The 20,468-nt window shown below is 40.4% G+C and carries 18 protein-coding genes; 4 read left to right on the top strand and 14 right to left on the bottom strand.

Going from position 1 to position 20,468, the window contains the following annotated elements; genetic code table 11:
• Nucleotides 1-107: 107 nt before the first annotated feature.
• From CZ225_RS08550 to nrfH, 5 genes are read right to left on the bottom strand one after another with little or no spacing between them, the layout of a single operon-like run.
• Nucleotides 108-1,385 carry an alginate export family protein gene (locus CZ225_RS08550; RefSeq protein ID WP_077153779.1) on the bottom strand — a complete coding sequence of 426 codons (1,278 nt, stop codon included), beginning with the start codon at nt 1,383-1,385 and terminating at the stop codon, nt 108-110.
• Between the two features lie 8 nt (nt 1,386-1,393).
• Complete coding sequence (locus CZ225_RS08545; protein WP_077153778.1) at nt 1,394-2,185, bottom strand: cytochrome c biogenesis protein; 792 nt, start codon at nt 2,183-2,185, stop codon at nt 1,394-1,396.
• Nucleotides 2,182-3,417 carry a cytochrome c biogenesis ResB family protein gene (locus tag CZ225_RS08540; RefSeq protein WP_077153777.1) on the bottom strand — a complete coding sequence of 412 codons (1,236 nt, stop codon included), beginning with the start codon at nt 3,415-3,417 and terminating at the stop codon, nt 2,182-2,184. The genes CZ225_RS08545 and CZ225_RS08540 overlap by 4 nt, the downstream gene beginning before the upstream one ends.
• Nucleotides 3,418-3,427: 10 nt before the next feature.
• Nucleotides 3,428-4,909: an ammonia-forming cytochrome c nitrite reductase gene (gene nrfA, locus CZ225_RS08535; protein WP_077155757.1), complete on the bottom strand. Its 1,482-nt coding sequence runs from the start codon at nt 4,907-4,909 to the stop codon at nt 3,428-3,430.
• Between the two features lie 40 nt (nt 4,910-4,949).
• Complete coding sequence (nrfH, locus tag CZ225_RS08530) at nt 4,950-5,540, bottom strand: cytochrome c nitrite reductase small subunit (RefSeq protein ID WP_077153776.1); 591 nt, start codon at nt 5,538-5,540, stop codon at nt 4,950-4,952.
• Between the two features lie 244 nt (nt 5,541-5,784).
• Between nrfH and CZ225_RS08525 the strand changes: the two genes are divergently transcribed.
• Nucleotides 5,785-6,312 carry a 3'-5' exonuclease gene (locus CZ225_RS08525; RefSeq protein WP_077153775.1) on the top strand — a complete coding sequence of 176 codons (528 nt, stop codon included), beginning with the start codon at nt 5,785-5,787 and terminating at the stop codon, nt 6,310-6,312.
• A gap of 48 nt (nt 6,313-6,360) precedes the next feature.
• Here CZ225_RS08525 and CZ225_RS08520 read toward each other — a convergent pair whose 3' ends face one another.
• From CZ225_RS08520 to CZ225_RS08505, 4 genes are all read right to left on the bottom strand, one after another.
• Nucleotides 6,361-6,774, bottom strand: coding sequence for a pyridoxamine 5'-phosphate oxidase family protein (locus tag CZ225_RS08520; protein ID WP_077153774.1), 414 nt, complete (start codon nt 6,772-6,774; stop codon nt 6,361-6,363).
• Nucleotides 6,775-6,848: 74 nt separating this feature from the next.
• Nucleotides 6,849-7,667, bottom strand: a complete 819-nt coding sequence (locus CZ225_RS08515) for an AraC family transcriptional regulator (protein WP_077153773.1) — start codon at nt 7,665-7,667, stop codon at nt 6,849-6,851.
• Between the two features lie 157 nt (nt 7,668-7,824).
• Entirely contained in the window at nt 7,825-8,994 is a 1,170-nt protein-coding gene (gene uxuA, locus CZ225_RS08510; RefSeq protein ID WP_077153772.1) for a mannonate dehydratase, read from the bottom strand.
• Nucleotides 8,995-9,027: 33 nt separating this feature from the next.
• Entirely contained in the window at nt 9,028-9,840 is an 813-nt protein-coding gene (locus tag CZ225_RS08505) for an SDR family oxidoreductase (protein WP_025074444.1), read from the bottom strand.
• A 528-nt stretch (nt 9,841-10,368) separates the two neighbouring features.
• Here CZ225_RS08505 and CZ225_RS08500 point away from each other — a divergent pair.
• A complete protein-coding gene (locus tag CZ225_RS08500; RefSeq protein ID WP_077153771.1) occupies nt 10,369-11,220 on the top strand; it encodes a sugar phosphate isomerase/epimerase family protein in 852 nt (283 codons plus the stop codon).
• 124 nt (nt 11,221-11,344) lie between these two features.
• Here CZ225_RS08500 and CZ225_RS08495 read toward each other — a convergent pair whose 3' ends face one another.
• From CZ225_RS08495 to CZ225_RS08485, 3 genes are all read right to left on the bottom strand, one after another.
• Complete coding sequence (locus CZ225_RS08495) at nt 11,345-11,632, bottom strand: YtxH domain-containing protein (RefSeq protein ID WP_077153770.1); 288 nt, start codon at nt 11,630-11,632, stop codon at nt 11,345-11,347.
• 47 nt (nt 11,633-11,679) lie between these two features.
• Nucleotides 11,680-11,916 carry a GlsB/YeaQ/YmgE family stress response membrane protein gene (locus CZ225_RS08490; protein ID WP_077155756.1) on the bottom strand — a complete coding sequence of 79 codons (237 nt, stop codon included), beginning with the start codon at nt 11,914-11,916 and terminating at the stop codon, nt 11,680-11,682.
• A gap of 98 nt (nt 11,917-12,014) precedes the next feature.
• Nucleotides 12,015-13,175 (bottom strand): glycerate kinase family protein, encoded by a 1,161-nt coding sequence (locus tag CZ225_RS08485; protein ID WP_077153769.1) that lies wholly within the window; start codon nt 13,173-13,175, stop codon nt 12,015-12,017.
• Nucleotides 13,176-13,274: 99 nt separating this feature from the next.
• Between CZ225_RS08485 and CZ225_RS08480 the strand changes: the two genes are divergently transcribed.
• Nucleotides 13,275-14,513, top strand: coding sequence for an MFS transporter (locus CZ225_RS08480; RefSeq protein ID WP_077155755.1), 1,239 nt, complete (start codon nt 13,275-13,277; stop codon nt 14,511-14,513).
• A 29-nt stretch (nt 14,514-14,542) separates the two neighbouring features.
• Here CZ225_RS08480 and CZ225_RS08475 read toward each other — a convergent pair whose 3' ends face one another.
• Both CZ225_RS08475 and CZ225_RS08470 read right to left on the bottom strand, forming a co-directional pair.
• Nucleotides 14,543-16,024, bottom strand: coding sequence for a RagB/SusD family nutrient uptake outer membrane protein (locus CZ225_RS08475; protein ID WP_077155754.1), 1,482 nt, complete (start codon nt 16,022-16,024; stop codon nt 14,543-14,545).
• Between the two features lie 14 nt (nt 16,025-16,038).
• Nucleotides 16,039-19,164 (bottom strand): SusC/RagA family TonB-linked outer membrane protein, encoded by a 3,126-nt coding sequence (locus CZ225_RS08470; RefSeq protein ID WP_077153768.1) that lies wholly within the window; start codon nt 19,162-19,164, stop codon nt 16,039-16,041.
• Between the two features lie 158 nt (nt 19,165-19,322).
• Between CZ225_RS08470 and CZ225_RS08465 the strand changes: the two genes are divergently transcribed.
• Nucleotides 19,323-20,429, top strand: coding sequence for a DUF4421 domain-containing protein (locus CZ225_RS08465; protein ID WP_077153767.1), 1,107 nt, complete (start codon nt 19,323-19,325; stop codon nt 20,427-20,429).
• Nucleotides 20,430-20,468 lie beyond the last annotated feature (39 nt).

Here is a 20,468-nt window from a genome sequence, read left to right as displayed (position 1 = left end):
CACCTTACTGGCACACTTATGCCACCCTAGTGACACAGTCGTGCCACCTTATTGGCACAACTGTGCCACCGAAGTGGCACAGTTTGAATTTATATAAGATATGCTTGTTACCATTTTACGAATAAAACTTTCGGATTTATATTCAGCGAGACCCATCCCCAGTCCTGCCAACTTTTATGATCTCCTCCTTTCACTACATCCATTGTTTTTGTACCACGCATGAAAGAATATCCAGCAGACAGTTTCACATCTTTCATAACAGTCCAGTTAATCTGATAATCAACCTCTGAACCTAATGATTTGCTCAAATCCGCTAGTTTAACCGCAGTGGTAAAATAGTGATAATTCAGTTCCATATCTACTTTGGCAGATGCACGGAAACGGACTCCAACACGACTATCCATTAGCCCCGGCGCAAACCCGTCTTTAAACAAAGAAGCATAGAAGTAATCCATTCCTCCGTAAAACTTATGATGCGTCCCGTAAAGAGGATCAAAGGCTTTATATTTATCTCCATTACCTTTATCACCACTTAAATAATCAAGGCTGACTACCGCTCCCCATGTCTGATTAAAAGTATAAGAAGCCTGTACACTTCCCATCAAAGCAGAAACTTTCTCCGTATTCTTATTCTTACCCATCTGATAGTAGAAAGCACCATCTAAGTTCCAACTATTATTCTTATACGTGAGATAAGTTCCCATTGTTTGCAAGTAACGGGTATGAGAGTCCTGTGTAGCTGCATCTCCCGTTTCTAATCCCAGATTCATAAATAGCAGAGAAGCACCAAACGGAACTTTATTTGCTTTATAGTGATACCAAACCGTTTGCATATTCTTGTAAGGTTGTCCGGTAGCATCATTATAATAAGTACCACCTATCTTTTTTTCATCATTCTGATTGAAAGCGAGGATAAGGTGAAGTTCATTATTTTTATTGGTATACCCTAACTTCAACGCATCATGATATCGACCGGCCACATTCCAATCCAACCCACCTAAGATACGCTCGTCATCATAAACCAATGATTGACGACCTAGTTGTGCAAAAAATCCCTGTCCGAAATTCAGTTTCGCCCAAGCCTCATTCAAGATAAAACGTCCGTTCTTGTCAATCTGCGGATCTTGTCCCCAAACACCGACATGCTGAGCAGACATTTTGATTTCCAGATCTGAACGCTTGTAATCCATAGACAAGCGAGCACGATTATTGATAAAGGATGCAGCCTCTTGTCCTTCATTTCGAGGAAACAAAGCTCCATTCCTATACTCGGCACGAGGTCTGATTTGCATAGACATCGTAAATTCATTCTCTTTCTCGGTGTTTTGTGTATATGCCATGCTTGGCAATAGCATAAGAATAAATGACCAATAAAGTGCTTTCATCTATTATTTCAATTTAAGTTATAAGTATGTACACTGACTCCCTGTGCAGATGGTAGATAATTAATGCCATACCAGCACATTTGCAACAATACGAATGAGACTAAAAGAATAATTAATGCCGGGCGAACCTGCAACGGTTTCCCCAATCGGAAATGAATATATATCAGATAAGCAAACCAAGTAGCTGCCGCCCATGTCTCCTTCGGGTCCCATGCCCAGTAATGTCCCCAGGCTTCTTTTGCCCAGACTGCTCCTGTAAGCATACCCAATGTCATAAAGGCCAGACCGACATAAGTGAGGTTATCACACAAATCCATTTCTTTCCGTTCGATAGTTTTCTTTTTGAACCAAAGTAAATAGACTGCCATCACCGTTGCTGCCCCTAACATGGCATAAGCAAACATATACACAATCACATGAGGAGGAAACCATGGACTTTGAAGAGCTGGCATCAAGGTCTTATTATGAATCTCCGGTTTGAAGATATTAATACAGATAAATACCAATGAAAGGATAAAACTGAAACTGAGAATCCATTTATACTTCCAACGGCTATAGGTTATCAATCCGGCTAGTGGCAGGAAAAAAGAGTACCACAGTCGAGTCTCTCCCATTGTACGCATTGGTGGACGTTCCAGAGACAACCAAAAACCAACGATAAAACTAAAGAAAATAGCCAATCCAAGTATAGTAAATCCATACGCCCATCCCGTTTTCTTTCCACGCCAGGCAATAAATGCTCCTAGTCCCCAGCAGATAAGTGCTGCTATTGCAAATAAGATGAAATGTTCCCAACTCATACTGTTTCCTCCTCTTTCTTCTTCTGAGCATTCACAAACAAACAAATAGCTCCAACCATCATCATTACAATTCCTGTATAAACTGCAGGTAGCCAAGGATCTCGGACTAACTCAAAGACACTGATATCACTCCACCGCCCTTTCGATTCATCATAACTTAATTGATAAATCTTCCATCCTTCCAACTCTAACGGACGGTTTACTTCTATGGTCGCTTCCGTAATCGTTCCTGCCTGCGTATAGACTTTTACATCCGACGCAAAACGCTGAGGTTCACGTTCCGGCATTACAAGACTGGTCAATGAATCAAGACGTAATGCTTTATATGGAAAAAGGAAGCTGCCACAACTAACCCAGCCTTCTCTAGTTAGCTGTGTCTTCTGATTCACAGCTTTCAAATAAACAGCATACGTTGCTCCCATAGAGTGAAAATCCGTAAATTTCAATGTATCTTCAGTAGTTACAGAGGCAGCCATCGGAATAGATTGTAAGATAGTTAGTTGCCAATCTTGCAATGCTCCATCAGTCACGTTTTCTTCAAGCAAGAGATGAACAGGGGATTTTTCGGGAAGCGCACTTCCCGTTTCATTGTCAATCAGCATCAGTTTGGGAGGATACTCATCAATCGTAAAATCCTTCAATTCGATAGCCAACGGCAGTTCAACCAATTGTCCCTGTTCGTCAGAAGCACGCCATTCTGTATTTCCCATCTGTGTCGTCATCTTTAGTCGTTGCAGATCGGCATTTCCCAAAGTAGCAGTGATCAAAGCTATGAATAATCCTATATGATTTAGCAAGAAAGATAATTTACTTACTTTCAAAGGAAAGCCGGCACGAAGGATGGTTAATCCTAAAACCGTAACCATCCAGAAATAGAGTAGCACAAAAGGCCAGGACGAAATCATTCGGGAAAAGCCCAAAATATCGCCAGGAGAATTACTGGAAGAAACTTGTCGGATAAGTCCCATCACTACCGTCAGCAACGTCACCCATGCTAAGGATGAAACTGCCGCAGAATAATGACTCAGCCATCCAAACAAGTAAACTCGTTTACGAAGAAGGTGCATACAGGCCAGTCCGATAATATAAACTATTAATACAATCACATTAACCGGATAGGCGAATAAGTTCCAATTGATCGCTCCTACAGTTACTTGCAACAGAAAGCCTGTCACCAGCAAGCCCATACCAATCAACAGACCTTCTTTATAACTCCACGGTTTACTCCACATATATCTGTTTTTATTTCTGTGCCAGACGACCTGTTGCCTTTGCTTTCTGTAACCAAGCAGGAACTGTTGTATTCAGGAATTTCTCTTTAGCTGCTTTTTCTGCATCCATATCCAAACCGATATATTGCTGTGCTTTAGCCTTAGTAGAAATATCAGGCATTGGAACTTCTCCTGTAAAACCGTTCTTCACTAATACTTTGGATACTGCCAAACGAGCTTGCATAGCACGATCGAGTCCATGAGAAAGTATTCTTTGAATTTCCTGAGGAGCATGGAACGAACCACCATGTGAAGCAACTCCAAAATCCCAACGCCATTGTGCCTGACGAATCAAAGCAAGTACGTCTTTCATCTGGTCTTCTGTAGCTCCGGCATCCCAAGCATATTTTGCTTCGATATGTGCTTTTGCAAGTTCCTGTTCCAAACGGTTACGGATTTCATTCGCTTTACGTTGGCGTTCGTAAACATTGTTTCGCAATGTTTCTTCACTCTCGCGATGACAGGCTTGACAAGTACGGTCTATCATTGCCAACGGACTTTGTATATGGTGATCACTGAATTTCACACCACCTTCACTCTTATACGGCATGTGACAATCGGCACAAGAAACACCTCTCTGTCCATGAATCCCCATCTGTGCGATTTCATAATCAGGATGTTGAGCTTTCAAAATCGGAGTACGGCTCAACTTGTGAATATAATCATAAAAACCTGCCTCATCATAATATGCTTCCATATCTTCTACTGTGAAACCTTTATCCCAAGGGAATGTCAGATATTTGCCATCACCTTTGAAATAATATTCTACGTGACACTGTGCACATACCAGCGAACGCATCTCTTGCGGAGTAGCTTTCGTGATATCCTTACCTTGACGTTGGAAAGCCTCAATCAAAGCCGGACGACTGATATGAAGATTCATCGTTTCCGAATCGTGACAATCGGAACACCCGATCGGATTTACGATTTCATCACCAAATGCAGCCCATTTATTATGATAAAATGAATCTACGCCAAGCGCTTCCATCATACGAGGAACATCCGGGCTTTTACATGTCCAACAAGTAGAAGGTTGAGGACCTTCAGTCGGATTCATAGGTGCTCCGGTACGCAGGGATGCAGTTATATCTTCAATAGCATGCATGTGTCCGCGTGGAGTAGAATAATCTTTAGAGAATGCATATCCGGCCCAGAGAACAACCATCTCAGGACGTTTCTCCAATACATCAACTGCTACATTCCCATTAAACTCACTTTCAAAATCTGTCTTAGCTGTTTCCATCCACGTCTGATATTCACGAGGAAAATCATCATTATAGCGTTCGTTACGAGCCTCAACTCCTTTGATAACGTTTTTACGATTATTGAATATACTTGCTACTTCCGCTCTCCGTTCCATCAGTGCAGAAACACACAATCCCAAAACAAAAACAATAACCATTGAACCTCCGAACAATAGCCATCCTTGCCATGATTTTAATTTCTTTTCCATCATTATATATTGGTTTTATTATTTTATTTATGTTGCATTATTAATCATTCATCATTTTCCGAAGCCACTCCGGTACAGGAGATTTCGGATAAGGTACGATAGCCGCCGGAGTACCGGAAAGTGAGTTCTTTCCACCATGAGGCACATCACGATGGCAATCCCAACAGGCTTTTCCTTCTCCAACTTGTGACATCATATAGTCTATCTTTCCCGTCTTCACAATTTCCATATTCAATTGTGTATGGCAACGGATACAGTTATTCATAATTACTTGAGAACTGGCTTCATGAGCTTGAATTACCTGCGGTTCGCTTTTCGTAAGGAATGCAGCTACATGTTTCATTCCATCCATTCCTTTGAATACCCATTTCTTCACTGTATTTTCATGAGGAACGTGACAATCATTGCAAGTCGCATTCCGGGCATGGGAACTATGAAACCAGGTTGCGTAATAAGGTGCCATGATGTGACAGTTCACACAAGCTGCCGGATCATCACCCAGATAAGTATGAGCCCGAAGCTGATACATGAATAAGCCCCCTCCACCTACAATAATACCGGTAATAATGACTGCCGTCACTTTCCACCTGTACGAAGGGAATATTCGATTTAGAATTGGAAACTTCATCATATAAAAAATAATTTTTCACAAAGATAAAGGATTAGAAATAAAAGAAACGTAATATCTATTACACTTTTTAAAGAAAAGATTTGGTTCTAAATTGAGAAAACAGCCTGCGATTCTACACCATATAGCCCCATGAATAATCATTAGGCAATAAAGATATAAATTAATTATTGTATTGCAAAGGTAAGTTATTGGAAAGAAAAAGAATATCTTTGTGATTTAGTTTTTTAAATGCAGCAGGAGATTAATGAGAAACTTTGCAGCCATTGATTTTGAAACCGCAAATGGACAACGTACCAGCGTATGTAGTGTCGGAATAGTTATTGTACGGAACGGAAAGATTGTAGACAGAATATACAGTCTCATTCGTCCCTTTCCCAACTATTATACACAATGGACTACTGCTGTTCACGGTTTGACAGCCATTGATACGGCAGAAGCCAATGACTTTCCTACCGTCTGGTTGGAAATAGCACCACGTATCCAAGGTCTGCCACTCGTGGCACATAATAGCCCTTTTGATGAAGGATGTTTAAAAGCTGTTTATGAAATCTATAAGATGACTTATCCGGATTATAAGTTTTATTGTACTTGCCGGGCTTCCCGGAAAATATTCAAAAACGAACTCCCCAATCACCAATTACATACAGTTGCAGCAAAATGTGGATATGACTTAACCAATCATCACCATGCACTGGCAGATGCAGAAGCCTGTGCCCAAATTGCCATGCTGATTATTCCTGAACCAGATGATAATCTGACACTACAATGGTAGAAAAGATCAGTGTTAAGAGGGTGTCCGACACCCTCATAGATTGATAAATTAAAGTTGTCGGTGAATAAATGTTCCATCAATCCAGTAAGTTGCATGATTAGACTTGAATTTCAGCAACACATAATTTGGATCGGTAGGACCACCGGGAAAATGAGCAATAAACCAGTCTTGCCAAAGTGCTGCTTTCTGTTTCTCATCTGTCACGACTTCTACTTCTCCCGTTAAAGCTACACTATCACCTTTTTCATAAAAGCATAACCCCGCTTTCGGATTAGAAAGAAAATCCTTAGTCTTCAATGACTCAGCTCCGGTAGCCATCCATATAACAGAAATACCTTCAGTTGCTATTTTACTAATTGGAACGGGACGTGGATACCCTTCTTTATTAATCGAAGTCAATACGACGACCTCACATTGCTGCAACAACTCTGCTGCCTGTTCTTGTAACGTTTTCCTTGTCATAAATCAATTGTTTTTAAATTTGATGACACAAAGATAAGGAATAGGAAAACCGCTTTATTGTAAAAAATCGACTTTTATGATTCTACATAAGTCAATGTGATATCATCCGGGACTGTAAGCGAAAGAAACGAACCGGGTGTATTACCAGATAAGGCTTTGATCTCTTTAGAGAAATGTGGCAGATCATAATATCCGGCATCGATAGCGGTAGATAATAAATTAGCTGTGGTACTGTTTCGAAGTAAATCTATCGCATTTTTGAACTTGACAATCCGGCTATATTCTTTAGGAGTGAATCCGGTACAATGTTTGAATTTTCGTTCAAAATGCCGTTGGCACATACAGACTTCATCCATCAAATTAATCATGGATAACTTTCCTTTGAATTGGTTGATGGTATTCACTGCGAAAGCAATACGGACATCTGCGGATTGATAATAATGTTGGAGATATAATAAAAGATATTCTTCTACCAACCGGATGCGCCCATCAATATTTTTCTGTTCACTAAGTCTTTCTACAAAAGTCTCCTCAAAAACAGACGACATATCACTTGTACTGATTCTCTGATTGGCAAATTCATTCAAAGGAAGCTTAGTAAAACAAGATAATCCGCAAGGTAGAAAACGAACTCCGAACATATGTACTGATTCGGTATATATTACCAACTCCGAATATCTGGTCATCGGTCCCACAAAGAAAGAACGATAGGGTTGCATAACTTGTACCTCTTTCTCAACAGCGTTGGCAATCTCTCCAAGCGTAAATATAAAGTCAGCACACCCATCCGGCAATATATGGATACGCATCCCATATTCTGGATTTCCTTTAAACTCCCAATAATTATCAATGTATGGAGCCAATATAGGAGAAGGTTGATATTCAGTGTACATTCGCCATTTTTGTGCACAAATATAGAGAGAATAAATTCTAATTGAGAATTTACACGCAGAAAAACAGATATAATAATTAAGTAGGGCACCACCCATTATTGCTAACAGTAACAATAATTAGCAGTGCCCTAACAAAACAACTAACTATGAAAATCGTTTAGAGAATGGACTTAGCGATCCCCATTTCCAATCCGCGAAGTTCTGCCAATCCGCGAAGACGGCCTAAGCAAGAGTAGCCCGGATTTGTTTTTTTCTTCAAATCGTCAATCATCTGATGACCATGGTCGGGACGCATAGCGATAGAACATCCGCGACGTTGTTGCAACAGAATCAAATTTTTCATAACATTGTACATATCTACATCACCTTCCAGGTGGTTTGCTTCATGGAAATTGCCTTCAGCATCACGTTGCGTACTACGTAAGTGAACAAAGTTTACCCGATCCCCCCAACGTTCCATCATACCAGCCAAATCATTATCGGCACGTACTCCAAGAGAACCTGTACACAAACAAAGACCATTCGATTCGTTAGGTACAGCCTCGACCAATTTCTTAAAGTCTTCTTCTGTACTCATAATACGCGGCAAACCTAAAATGGTATAAGGGGGATCGTCCGGATGGATCACCAGCTTCACCCCTACCTCGTCGGCAACCGGTGCAATCTCTTTCAGGAAGAATATCAAATTAGCACGAAGTTTATCAGCATCTATATCGTTATATCTGTCCAGAGCTTCCTGGAATTGCTCTACAGTAAAGCTTTCCTCCGAACCCGGCAAACCGGCAATCATGTTCCGAACCAACAATTTCTTGTCATCTTCACTCATTTGTTCGAAACGTGCTTTTGCTTTAGCTATTTCTTCCGAAGTATAGTCTTTTTCTGCTCCCGGACGTTTTAGAATGAAAAGATCAAAAGCTACAAAAGCTGCTTTTTCAAAGCGTAATGCTTTGGAACCATCAGGCATGGTGTAAGCCAAGTCTGTACGGGTCCAGTCCAATACAGGCATAAAGTTGTAAGTAACTACCATTACACCACACTTAGCCAGATTACGGATACTTTCTTTATAGTTTTCGATATATTTCATGAATTCTCCGGTTTGTGTCTTGATATGTTCGTGTACAGGTACACTTTCAACAACCGACCACGTCAAACCCACTTCTTCAATCATTTGCTTACGCTTCATGATTTCTTCTACTGTCCACACTTCACCATTCGGAATATGGTGAAGAGCATTTACTATACCGGTAGCGCCGGCTTGTTTGATATCCCACAAGCTCACAGGGTCATTCGGACCATACCAACGCCAAGTTTGTTCACATAAAAACATATTGTTCAGTTATTAAGTATATAGAATTATTTTTTAGATAGAGAATGCGTCAAAACCACCGTCAATAACTGCTACTGTACCTGTTACGAAGTTAGAAGCATCACTAATCAAGTAATGAATTGTTCCGTAAAGGTCTTCCGGTTCACCAAAACGGTTGAAAGGAGTATGAGCTAAAATAGTTTTCGAACGATCGGTCAACGAACCATCAGGATTAGTCAACAAAGTACGATTCTGATCGGTCAGGAAGAAGCCCGGAGCAATCGCATTTACACGTAGACCATTACCGAATTTCAAAGCTAACTCACCAGCCATGTATTTAGTAAAATTCGCAATAGCCGCTTTAGCTGCACCATAACCGACAACACGTGTCAATGGACGAAGAGCTGATTCAGAACAGAAGTTTACAATAGAACCTTTCTTTTGTTCAACCATCACCTCAGCAAATACCATCGTAGGCAATACTGTACCAAACAGATTCAAATCTACAACTTTCTTGAAAGCGTCTATTTGCAGGTCAAAGAAAGTTTTATCAGGCGCGATAGTAGCTCCCGCCATGTTTCCACCGGCAGCATTGAGCAATACATCAATACGTCCGTAAACCTTCATGATCTCTGCTTTATTCCCTTGCAAGATTTCTTTGTCCATTACATCTGTATATAGGAACATAGCTTCATTACCTTCAGCCTTTATGCTTTCAACCAACGCTTTTCCAGCCTCTTCACTTCTGTCGAGAATCACGACTTTTGCACCTTCTTTTGCAAGATAAGCAGCAATTCCTTTACCCAAGATTCCAGCTCCACCGGTGATAACAACAACTTTGTCTTTTACATTAAATAATTCATTCATAACTTCTTGATTTTTATATTGTTTATAACATATTATAATGATTACATAACGATTTGATAAGATCCTAACCAACCTGTTTTACAGACTTCATTTCTCTCGCCTTTAAGTAATTTCCCCCAATATAACAAGTTGAATTAAAGATAACGAAACTCCCGCCATTTTAGCGATATCTACAATATGAATATTTGAGAATTCTTTATCCATTACCAAATAAATTGATTATTTTCCGCTGCAAATTTAAAATGAATTATTGAAATCAGCAATAGTGTGTACGCACACATACATCGCCTCAAATAGCTTAAATTACTATAAATCAAAATATTATAAAATAAACAGATAGATATACATGCTGTTAAACATAATAAAAATAAGAATTACCTCACTTTTTGCACGAACCGGTTCTTTCTGTTAGACATGCCCTAAAACGCATCTCTTCATTAAGTAAATATCTAAAAACAGATAAATAATTCATCAATCGGTAAAGTCAAAACGATGAAAATCTAAAAAGAAATCTATATCTTTGCCAATATGAAAAACATAAAAGAAATAATCATTATTATGGTTTGCTGCCTGCTGGCGTTTCCAGTACAGGCTCAAACTAAGTCTGAGAAAAATGGCTGGCGTTTAGGAATCCAATCTTATACTTTCCATCTTTTTTCTTTGACGGAAGCACTTGATAAAACAGAAGAGTTAGGGGTGAAATATATTGAGGTTTATCCCGGTCATAAATTAGGTGGTAAATGGGGAGACAAAGTTTTCGACTTCAACCTGGACCTCCAGACTCAAAAAGAGTTGCGTGAATTTGCTGCTTCTAAAGGAATAAAGATCGTCGGTACCGGGGTTTTCGTAACTGACAACTCTGCTGATTGGGAAAAGATGTTCAAGTTCGCACACAACATGAAGTTGGAATTCATCACTTGTGAACCTGCTTTGAAAGACTGGGATTTGGTGGAGAAACTTGCCAAACAATATAAAATTAAAGTTTCTGTCCATAATCATCCGAAACCGTCAGATTATTGGAATCCCGATAATTTGCTCAATGCAATTTCCCACCGCAGTAAGCTATTAGGTTCTTGTGCGGATGTCGGTCATTGGCGTAGGGAAGGTTTGGATCAGATCGACTGCTTAATAAAACTAAAAGGCCGTATTGTTTCTTTGCATTTCAAGGATATAGCACCTAAAATTGAAGGCGAAAAAGAGCAACACGATGTTATCTGGGGAACAGGCATTCTGGATGTGAAAAGTATGTTGAAAGAATTGAAACGGCAGAATTTCAAAGGTTTATTCTCTATCGAATATGAATATAACTGGAGCAATTCGGTGCCGGATATCAAGGAATGTATCAACTATTTTAATAAAGCAATCCAGCAACTTAAATAGAATGAGTTGTTCATTGAAAACACAGATTGAAGAGATCACACCTAGTTTATAAAAAACTGAATGTTATCTTATCAATCTGCGTTTTTATATAGCTACAGTACCTAAATACCCCTAACCATATTCTTTATTTCTCTAGCTTCTCCTTTACTTTACCAGCCACCTTATCAGCTTCTTCAGCCACCTTATCAGCAGCTTTTGCTCCCGTTTCCACTGCTCTTACACCTAAATGTCTGGCTTTTTTTTCCGCTTCATCAGCAGCCGATTCCGCATCCTGCCCGATACGATGGATAGCATCATAAATATCACTTTCAAGTTTCTTCGCTTTGGCAGTACGTGACAAACGATAAGCTATAGCACCAAGGAGAGACCCAATTCCAAGTCCAATCCAGAAATTTCCATGTTTACATCCCATAATTAAGTTTCAAGTTTTAATTGATTAAAAATATAATGATTCAAATATTACCTAAATAAAGAAGCAATCCATAACACAAGGATAGCTCCCACAGTGGCAGTTATCAAACTACCGATCAATCCGGAGGCAGCAAGACCGAAAAGACCGAATACCCAACCGCCTAATATTCCTCCGAGAATACCAAGCAACAAGTTTATAACAAGACCGAAGCCTCCTCCACGCATGATTTTGCCCGCCAGAAATCCGGCTACAATACCTATAATAATAAACCAAATAAAGCTCATACTATCCTCCTTTTTTATTTTTATAACAGTAGGTGCAAAGGAAAGTTCAATCATTCAAAAATGAATTAACGACAATTTAGAATACTTAGTTTTAAAGTTTACAATGATCCATTCTTCCGGTTTTGAAAATAATCTGCCAGAGAGATAAGTTGAGCAACGGTTCTACTAATATTTGCTTTTGCCGTTTCCGGTTTAATAGCCTCTTCCAAAGACATAGGAGTAGGAACAATGGAATAAATCCCTTGGAAACCTCCTTGATTCAATATTTCGATATCTACTACACTGCCTGCCACTACAATTACAGGAATTGATTGTTTCCGCGCTTCTTCGAGAACACCCGAGAGTACTTTTCCCATCAAAGATTGTTGATCTACCCTTCCCTCTCCGGTGATAATTAAATCGGCTCCTTTAATTCTTTCACCGAAATTTAATGTCTGAAGTAATAATTCAATTCCGGGTTTCAATTCAGCATTCATAAATGCAAGAAAAGCTCCTCCCAAACCTCCGGCAGCTCCTGCACCCGGCACATGACCTATTTCTCTTCCGGTTACCGATTCAATGACTTCTGACAAAGAGCACATCCCCTTATCTAACTCTTCAATCATTGCATTATCCGCCCCCTTCTGACGGGCAAAGATATGTGCAGCTCCTTGTGGACCATAAAAAGGATTGCGAACATCACAGGCTATAGTAAAATGTGCATTTCTTAAAGCCGGGTGAAAAGAAGAACAATCGATAGAAGCTACTTGGTTCATGATCTTTCCACCGGTTCCTAAAACTTTTCCATCATCATCCACCAAACGAACTCCCAAAGCTTGCAACATGCCAAGCCCGGCATCGTTAGTAGCACTTCCACCAATACCTATGATAAATTTCCTACATCCCTGATCCAAAGCATCTAAAATCAATTCTCCTGTTCCGAAAGTAGTGGTCAACATAGGATTCCTTTCCGATTCCGTTAATAAAGGCAGTCCGTTTACAGCAGCCATTTCAATCAAAGCTGTTTCTCCATCTCCCGAAATTCCATAACAAGTTTTCATCTGACGCATCAGAGGATCATTTGCTAAAACCTCGTGATAAGTGCCATGAGTAGCTTCAACTAAGATTTCCAAGATACCTTCACCTCCATCAGCTATCGGAAAACGGATCACCTCACAATCCGGACAAACTTCCTTAATTCCTTCTTCAGCAGCCTGCTCTACTTCGGCAGATGACAGACAACCCTTAAAAGAATCCATTGCAACTACTACTTTCTTCATATCTTTTCAAATTAACTGTGACAAATATATCGAGAAACAGGAAGTTTGCCTACCTTTGCAGCCAATTTTTCAGGAACATCTCAAAAAGAAATAGGTATTATGGTACGAAATCAAGAACAACCTGTCGGAAAAATTACATTTTCCATATTAATAGCGTTGAGTCTTTCACATTGTCTCAATGACTTGTTGCAATCCGTCCTCTCAGCGTCGTATCCATTATTCAAAGATGATTTGTCGCTTAGTTTTGCCCAGATCGGTCTGATTACATTGGTTTATCAGTTATCTGCATCCGTATTCCAGCCAATCACCGGAATCATTTTCGATAAACATCCCATAGCTTGGTCATTGCCCATCGGAATGAGTTTCACTATGGTTGGATTAGTCAGCCTGGCTTTTACAACTAATCTTCATTGGATACTATTTTCGGTGTTCTTAATTGGAATTGGCTCTTCAGTTCTACATCCTGAAGCATCCCGTATTACCTTTTTGGCTTCAGGTGGAAAACGTGGACTTGCACAATCTTTGTTTCAGGTTGGCGGTAATTTCGGCGGTTCGTTAGGTCCTTTATTAGTAGCCTTATGGGTAGCACCTTACGGAAGACAACATATTGTAGTCTTTGCCTTTGTTGCATTGGCAGCTATCGGAGTGATGTATCCCATTTGCAAATGGTACAAATCTTACCTGACCCGCATGAAATCACAAACTATCAGCGTCAGAAATAAGATGAAGCTCCCCTTGCCGATGGACAAGACAGCTATTTCCATTGGAATATTGCTGATACTGATCTTTTCGAAGTATATTTATATGGCAAGCTTGACGAGTTTTTATACTTTCTACCTCATTCACAAGTTTAATGTAACCGTACAAGAATCACAGCTATATTTATTTATATTTTTAGTCGCCACAGCTATCGGAACATTAATAGGAGGTCCATTAGGTGACCGTATCGGTCGGAAATATGTGATTTGGGCTTCTATTTTAGGAGCAGCCCCCTTCAGCTTATTAATGCCCCATGCTAGTCTGGAATGGACCATTATTCTCAGTTTCTGTGTGGGATTAACCCTTTCTTCTGCTTTTCCTGCCATTCTGTTATATGCACAAGAGTTACTTCCCACCAAACTCGGACTGATTTCAGGGCTCTTCTTTGGGTTTGCTTTCGGAGTAGCCGGAGTTGCATCAGCCGTATTGGGAAACATGGCGGATCATTATGGAATAGAAGCTGTTTATAATGTAGTAGCTTATATGCCATTATTAGGATTAGTCACGTGGTTCCTACCTAATCTGAAGAAAAAAACAGCCGGTATGCGTCATCCCGACGTACACCGGCCCACATGTTAAGGTCAAAGTCAAAAAATCAAGAGAGCTATTTAAAGATTCGGGTTAGCATTTATCTCTTTTTCCGGAATAGCATATAAATAGTAAGTACTATGGGGAGTAAACGGTTTGTCATTAGGGAATTTAAGGAACCAATGTCCCAACGGATTACGTTTGGCAAAAGTACCGTCTTCCTGTAAACAATCAACTTGGGTCTTTTGTACTTCTTCCGATAGGGCAGTACGTTCTACTGCTTGCTGTGTACGAAGTACATCAGTAATGCCAAATCCTTCTCCCCAAAGTTCACGTCGACGTTCCATCAAAATTTCTTTGATCACATCGTCTTCGGATTTACCGGTCAGGTCATACTCACCTACTCCACGCGCTCGGCGCAATGTATTCAACGGTATGACAGCCTGCTGCAATGCTACTCCGTCACGGACTTTTGCTTCCGCTTCTATCAAATACATTTCTGCAGCACGCATCAGTACGATATCAGCAGTATCATCCGCGCGCATTTGAAATTTTTTATATCCCAAGTAACCTTCACGCATCCATTGAAACAGAGGTAGACGAATATCTCCCTCCGTAAAGGTATCTTTCAGATGAGGATCTGCCATAAAACTGCTATAACCGCCAACATACATCGGATCTAAATACAAAAAGTTATAACTCGCATCCGATTGAGAAGGAATCTGCGGGAAACCCCATATCCATTCCTTATTGGATACGTTATTAAAACCTCCGTATTCAGCTGTAGTTGTCATTAACGAATATCCTTCGCGGGCAGCTTCTGCCGCTTTTGCAGCTTCTCCCCATTGCCCGGTCAATAAATAAGCACGAGCTAAAAGCCCATTGACGACTGCCGTATTGGGTTTAAACTTCTGATTATCGCCACCACGAGTATAATTCTTGAGATAATCTTGTGCCAGATTCAAATCATCAAAGATACGCTGATACACTTGTGCCACAGACGACTTTCCTTTTGGCACTGAGGTATATGTATTGGGCTCTGTATAAATTGGCACGCAAGGAGCATCTTTATCCTTCAGATAAGTGAACTGATAGTGTTGTACCAAATGCAAATAACAAAAAGCCCGTAAGACTAATGCTTGTCCTTGTGACTGCCGAAGCTTTTCCGAGTCGCCTTTTATAGAAATAGCTGTATTACAGTTATCAATCGTCTTATACATCAGATACCATGCAAATGCAGTTCTGTTATTGGAAGGAATGGCCACATCACCAAACTGATATGAAGAATTGAAACCATACTTCGGACGGGAAACAACATCGCTCGCCATCATATCGTCTTGACATTGAAGTGCACGATAACCGACATTGGCATACGTACTGGTATATTCAAACAGATTATACCATGCACCATTAAAGAGTGCTTCCGCATTTTCCGGGACAGGAACTTTATCAGAATCTACCGCGTCCGTAGGATCCGTATTTAAGAAACTACTGCTACAGCTTGTCACCAGGAAGAATCCGGCAACTACTGTTAGAATGGATTTTATTTTTATCTTCTTCATCATTTATACTGCATTTAAAAAGAAATATTAATGCCACCGGAAATCGTTCTCATAGCCGGATAACGGTAATAAGTGATACCTGTAATCCCCTGTTCCGGGTCTAATCCCTGATTCCGATGGATCGTAAATAGATTGTCTCCCTGCACATATACCTGTACTTCTCCTAAAGCAATTCTGTTAATCCATTGTTTGGGCAATGTATAAGAAAGTGTCAGGTTCTTCAGACGCATATAGGAGTTATTCTGCAAGAAACGAGTAGAAGTCGAATTCCAATTATTGGAAGTAGTACTCAAAGCCGGTACATCCGTATATCGGTTTTCAGGGGTCCATCTTTTTAAAATCTCCGTAGACCAATCACGCCCTTCCAAACTACCATTATGCAGAATCATTGTGATGTCACGGTTGTAAATATATCCACCAATGCTATATGCAAATACAGCCGAAAGGTCAATGCCTTTCCAAGAAAGCGAAGTATTGAACCCACCATACACTTTGGGTAGTGAAGATTTATTAATATAATAATTACTAGCCAAAGAATAATCGTTGGTAGTCGTACGTCCAATCACATTTTCATTGTCATCTTTCAGATCTTTATACCACAACGGGTCTCCGTTTTCAGGATTCACTCCCGCCCACTCTTTCATATAAAAGTCATAAACCGAACGGCCTACCTGCAATTTATTCACTCCGCTTTGTGGCATATCCTTCAATGGAAGCTCAGTTACCTTATTTTTATAATGAGTCAGGTTTATACCAAGTTTCCAAACCCAACCGTTCTGATTGATAATCGTTCCGTTCAGTACCAACTCAATACCGGTATTCTTCAATGCTCCCACATTCTCATCAATCGTATTATATCCCAAAGAAGGTGCTATCGGGCGTGCATATAACAAATCTTTCGAGCGTCGTTGGAAAAAGTCGAACGAACCGGAGAAACGGTTGTTTAATAGTGAAAAGTCAAGACCTAAATTAAAATTCAGGTTAGTCTCCCATTTCAAATTGGGAGTTGCCATACGGCTGGATACCAGCGCATTCTCACCCAGATTCGAAACAATTGTATAAAGCCCTTTACTTGCATAATACGTGCCCAGATTATCATTTCCCTGCGCGCCATAACTCATTTTTAAGGTTAATGCAGATAACCAGTCAGTAGTAGCAGCCATAAAATTCTCACGATCTATACGCCAGGATGCACCCAATGACCAAAAGTTTCCCCAGCGTGTACCGGGTGCAAACCGGGAAGAACCGTCGCGGCGGTAAGAAGCCGAAAAGAAATATTTATTCTGATAATCATATAGTAACTGTGACAGATAACCCACCAATGCGTAATCTATACGATACCCCGACCCCCCTGTCAGTTGTGAACCGACTACCAATTCCGGCATATCAGGTTGTGACATTTTCGAACGGGAAGCTGTCAGTTCATCGTAACGATAAGAATAAGCTTCCATTCCTGCCAAAATATTGAAATGATGATCACCAAACGTTTTATCGTAAGTAGCGATATTATTCCAAGTCCAAGAGAAAGTCCGGGAATTGAGACGACTTGCCCCACCACCGTTTACTGTTGCGGGACCCAATTTTATATTCGTATAATCTAATGTATTATAGTTGACCAAATCGAAGTTGAAACTCGTCTTGAACTTCAGTCCTTCGATAATAGTCGCTTCCAGAAACGTACGTCCGGAGAATTCATCTTTCATCCTTTCGGACTTATCCGTCGGTAATGTAGCCGGTAAGTTCCAGTTTGCCATTGATCCTGAAGGACGGTACGAACCGAAATCATAAATACGTTTTCCATTTTCGTCCAACCGAAAACTTCCATCCGCATTCCTTTCATAAATAGGATAGAAACCGGGCATGGTACGTCCGGCAGTAATCACATTACTAGTCTTTGAATCCGAAGATACCGGATAGTTCTGCATTGAATGAGCAAAACTCAGGTTTATGCTTCCTTTCAGCCAGGAAGTCATTTCACTTGTCACATTTGAACGCAGATTAAAACGTTTATAACCGGATTCAAGCGCAATACCTTTATCATTCAGATATCCTGCCGAGAAAAAGTACTGATTGGATTTACCGCCACCGGAAACACTCAGATTCAACTCCGTCCGAAGTGCCTGCTGTTCCATAGCATCACTCCAATTGGAATTCCACAACGGACGTGCACCATTCACCAGTTTACCATCAGTACCAACAGGCTGAGAATATTGCAGACCATAAGGATTCGGGCCGTCTCCCATCAACTTGGTAACCAACTCTTTGGAAGCCTGCATAGCCGCAGTAGCAGGAGTATAATCAGAACTACGGGCATATTGATTTCTAAGTGCCTCCCAATATAACTCAAAATATTGATCTGTACTGACACGATCGTAATCACGAACAGCTCGATTAGAACCTCCCAAAGTAGCTTTTATCTTCACTGTCGGTTTAGACTCCTGCTGACCTTGTTTTGTTGTGATAATAATTACACCGTTAGCACCACGCGAACCGTACAAAGCAGCAGAGGCGGCATCCTTCAATACTGTCATAGAGGCTATATCATCGGGATTAATAGAATTGACACTACCATCAAACGGAACCCCATCCACCACATACAACGGAGCACTGGAAGCATTGATAGAACCGATGCCACGAATACGAATCTCTGCATCTGTACCGGGCTGTCCGCTGGCTGCACTAGCCTGTACACCCGACACTGTTCCCTCCAGTACACGTGAGATACTGGAAGTTTGCAGCTTTTCAATTTCCCCGGCTTTCATCGTCGAGGCCGCTCCGGTAAAACTATACTTTTTGGCCGTAGTATAAGCTACTACCATTACTTCCTCCAATTCTTTGCTTTCCGTTTCCATAATAACATTAATCGTGTTCCGGCCATCCACTGCTTGTTCAACGGTTTTCAAGCCGACAAAACGAAATATTAATGTTCCATTCACCGGAACTTCAATGGAATAATTTCCATCTATATTAGTGATTGTACCGGTAGAAGCACCTTTTACTTGCACAGAAACGCCGGGTAAAGGTTCGCCTTCAGAACTCACTGTACCCGTTACGAGCTTATCTTGCCGTACTCCCGCATATACTATATTTCCCTCCGAGAGCAAAAGAAACGCCATGATCAGACGTAAATAGATTCTCATAATTTTGTGGTTTAGGATTTATTTGCTTGCTGTAACTAACAGTACAGTGAAGTTTATTGTTTAGGAAACAAAACATTTTTTAGACGATTATTAGTATAAATCCAAGAAAGGTCGTACTTTCGTAAAACGAATTAGACCCAACTGGCAAAAGGAATCACATGATAAAACGATATGTTCTTTATCTTTTTCTATTTATGTCGTTCTCCCTACAGGCTCAGACTGAGAGGAAGGATACACTTGTCTGCAACGGTGGACAAACAGACACCATCCCCTCCAAATCCGGTACATTAAAAAAAGCAATCAAGAAGTTCCTGAATTTCAGTGATTTCGATACAACCTATATTAGTCCTAACCGTTACAATTATGCACTCATGATCACTCATTTCAGTAATTTCGAATATTATTCCGTCACCAGCGCGCAACCTCATCCGCAGAAGTTGAGTTTTTCACCCAATCCTCATAATAAAATTGGTCTTTATTTCGGTTGGCAATGGATTTTTCTAGGATGGTCTTTCGATGTGGATGATATCTACCGGAAAACAAACCGGAAAAACAAAGGGACCGAATTCGACTTAAGCCTTTATAGTTCCAAATTGGGTGTGGATATCTTCTATCGCCGTACGGGAAATAATTATAAGATTCATAAAATAAAAGGATTCCCGGAAGAAATACCATCGGATTACACCGCCAATTTCAATGGAATGAAAGTGGATATAAAAGGATTGAATCTATACTACATATTTAATAACCGTAGATTCTCCTATCCGGCAGCTTTTAGCCAATCGACCAATCAACGTCTGAATGCAGGCTCATTCATTGCCGGTTTTTCAATCTCCAAACATAATCTGGATTTTGAATACACACAACTTCCGGAGATAATCCAAGAACACATGAATTCCGGAATGAAAGTACAAAATATAAAATATACGAATGCTAATATCAGCTTCGGCTATGCCTACAACTGGGTCTTTGCACGCAACTGCCTAGCCTGCCTTTCTCTTACTCCCGCCATTGCTTATAAAGCATCCGACGTAGATGCAGAAGTCCGCGAAGGAAGAAAATGGTACGGCAAGTTCAATCTGGATTTCCTTATTCGTGCAGGGATTGTCTACAACAATGGAAAATACTTCGTGGGTACTTCATTTGTCGGAAAGAACTATAATTATCATCGAGGCAATTTCTCTCTCGACAATGGTTTCGGTACACTTCAGATATATGCCGGCTTCAATTTCAATGTACGTAAGCAGTATCGGAAAAATAAATAAAGATTTGCTTATCCATAGATTCTTCGTACATTTGTCCCG

Source organism: Bacteroides bouchesdurhonensis, from assembly GCF_900155865.1.
Taxonomy (GTDB): Bacteria; Bacteroidota; Bacteroidia; order Bacteroidales; family Bacteroidaceae; genus Bacteroides; species Bacteroides bouchesdurhonensis.
Note: the sequence above shows the minus strand (reverse complement) of the source record. Positions and strands in the feature narration are given on the sequence as shown.

Excerpts from the sequence above, each read along its gene's own strand:
- CZ225_RS08550 (WP_077153779.1), bottom strand. The coding sequence starts at position 1,385 with ATGAAAGCACTTTATTGGTCATTTATTCTTATGCTATTGCCAAGCATG.
- CZ225_RS08545 (WP_077153778.1), bottom strand. The coding sequence starts at position 2,185 with ATGAGTTGGGAACATTTCATCTTATTTGCAATAGCAGCACTTATCTGC.
- CZ225_RS08540 (WP_077153777.1), bottom strand. The coding sequence starts at position 3,417 with ATGTGGAGTAAACCGTGGAGTTATAAAGAAGGTCTGTTGATTGGTATG.
- nrfA (WP_077155757.1), bottom strand. The coding sequence starts at position 4,909 with ATGGAAAAGAAATTAAAATCATGGCAAGGATGGCTATTGTTCGGAGGT.
- nrfH (WP_077153776.1), bottom strand. The coding sequence starts at position 5,540 with ATGATGAAGTTTCCAATTCTAAATCGAATATTCCCTTCGTACAGGTGG.
- CZ225_RS08525 (WP_077153775.1), top strand. The coding sequence starts at position 5,785 with ATGAGAAACTTTGCAGCCATTGATTTTGAAACCGCAAATGGACAACGT.
- CZ225_RS08520 (WP_077153774.1), bottom strand. The coding sequence starts at position 6,774 with ATGACAAGGAAAACGTTACAAGAACAGGCAGCAGAGTTGTTGCAGCAA.
- CZ225_RS08515 (WP_077153773.1), bottom strand. The coding sequence starts at position 7,667 with ATGTACACTGAATATCAACCTTCTCCTATATTGGCTCCATACATTGAT.
- uxuA (WP_077153772.1), bottom strand. The coding sequence starts at position 8,994 with ATGTTTTTATGTGAACAAACTTGGCGTTGGTATGGTCCGAATGACCCT.
- CZ225_RS08505 (WP_025074444.1), bottom strand. The coding sequence starts at position 9,840 with ATGAATGAATTATTTAATGTAAAAGACAAAGTTGTTGTTATCACCGGT.
- CZ225_RS08500 (WP_077153771.1), top strand. The coding sequence starts at position 10,369 with ATGAAAAACATAAAAGAAATAATCATTATTATGGTTTGCTGCCTGCTG.
- CZ225_RS08495 (WP_077153770.1), bottom strand. The coding sequence starts at position 11,632 with ATGGGATGTAAACATGGAAATTTCTGGATTGGACTTGGAATTGGGTCT.
- CZ225_RS08490 (WP_077155756.1), bottom strand. The coding sequence starts at position 11,916 with ATGAGCTTTATTTGGTTTATTATTATAGGTATTGTAGCCGGATTTCTG.
- CZ225_RS08485 (WP_077153769.1), bottom strand. The coding sequence starts at position 13,175 with ATGAAGAAAGTAGTAGTTGCAATGGATTCTTTTAAGGGTTGTCTGTCA.
- CZ225_RS08480 (WP_077155755.1), top strand. The coding sequence starts at position 13,275 with ATGGTACGAAATCAAGAACAACCTGTCGGAAAAATTACATTTTCCATA.
- CZ225_RS08475 (WP_077155754.1), bottom strand. The coding sequence starts at position 16,024 with ATGAAGAAGATAAAAATAAAATCCATTCTAACAGTAGTTGCCGGATTC.
- CZ225_RS08470 (WP_077153768.1), bottom strand. The coding sequence starts at position 19,164 with ATGAGAATCTATTTACGTCTGATCATGGCGTTTCTTTTGCTCTCGGAG.
- CZ225_RS08465 (WP_077153767.1), top strand. The coding sequence starts at position 19,323 with ATGATAAAACGATATGTTCTTTATCTTTTTCTATTTATGTCGTTCTCC.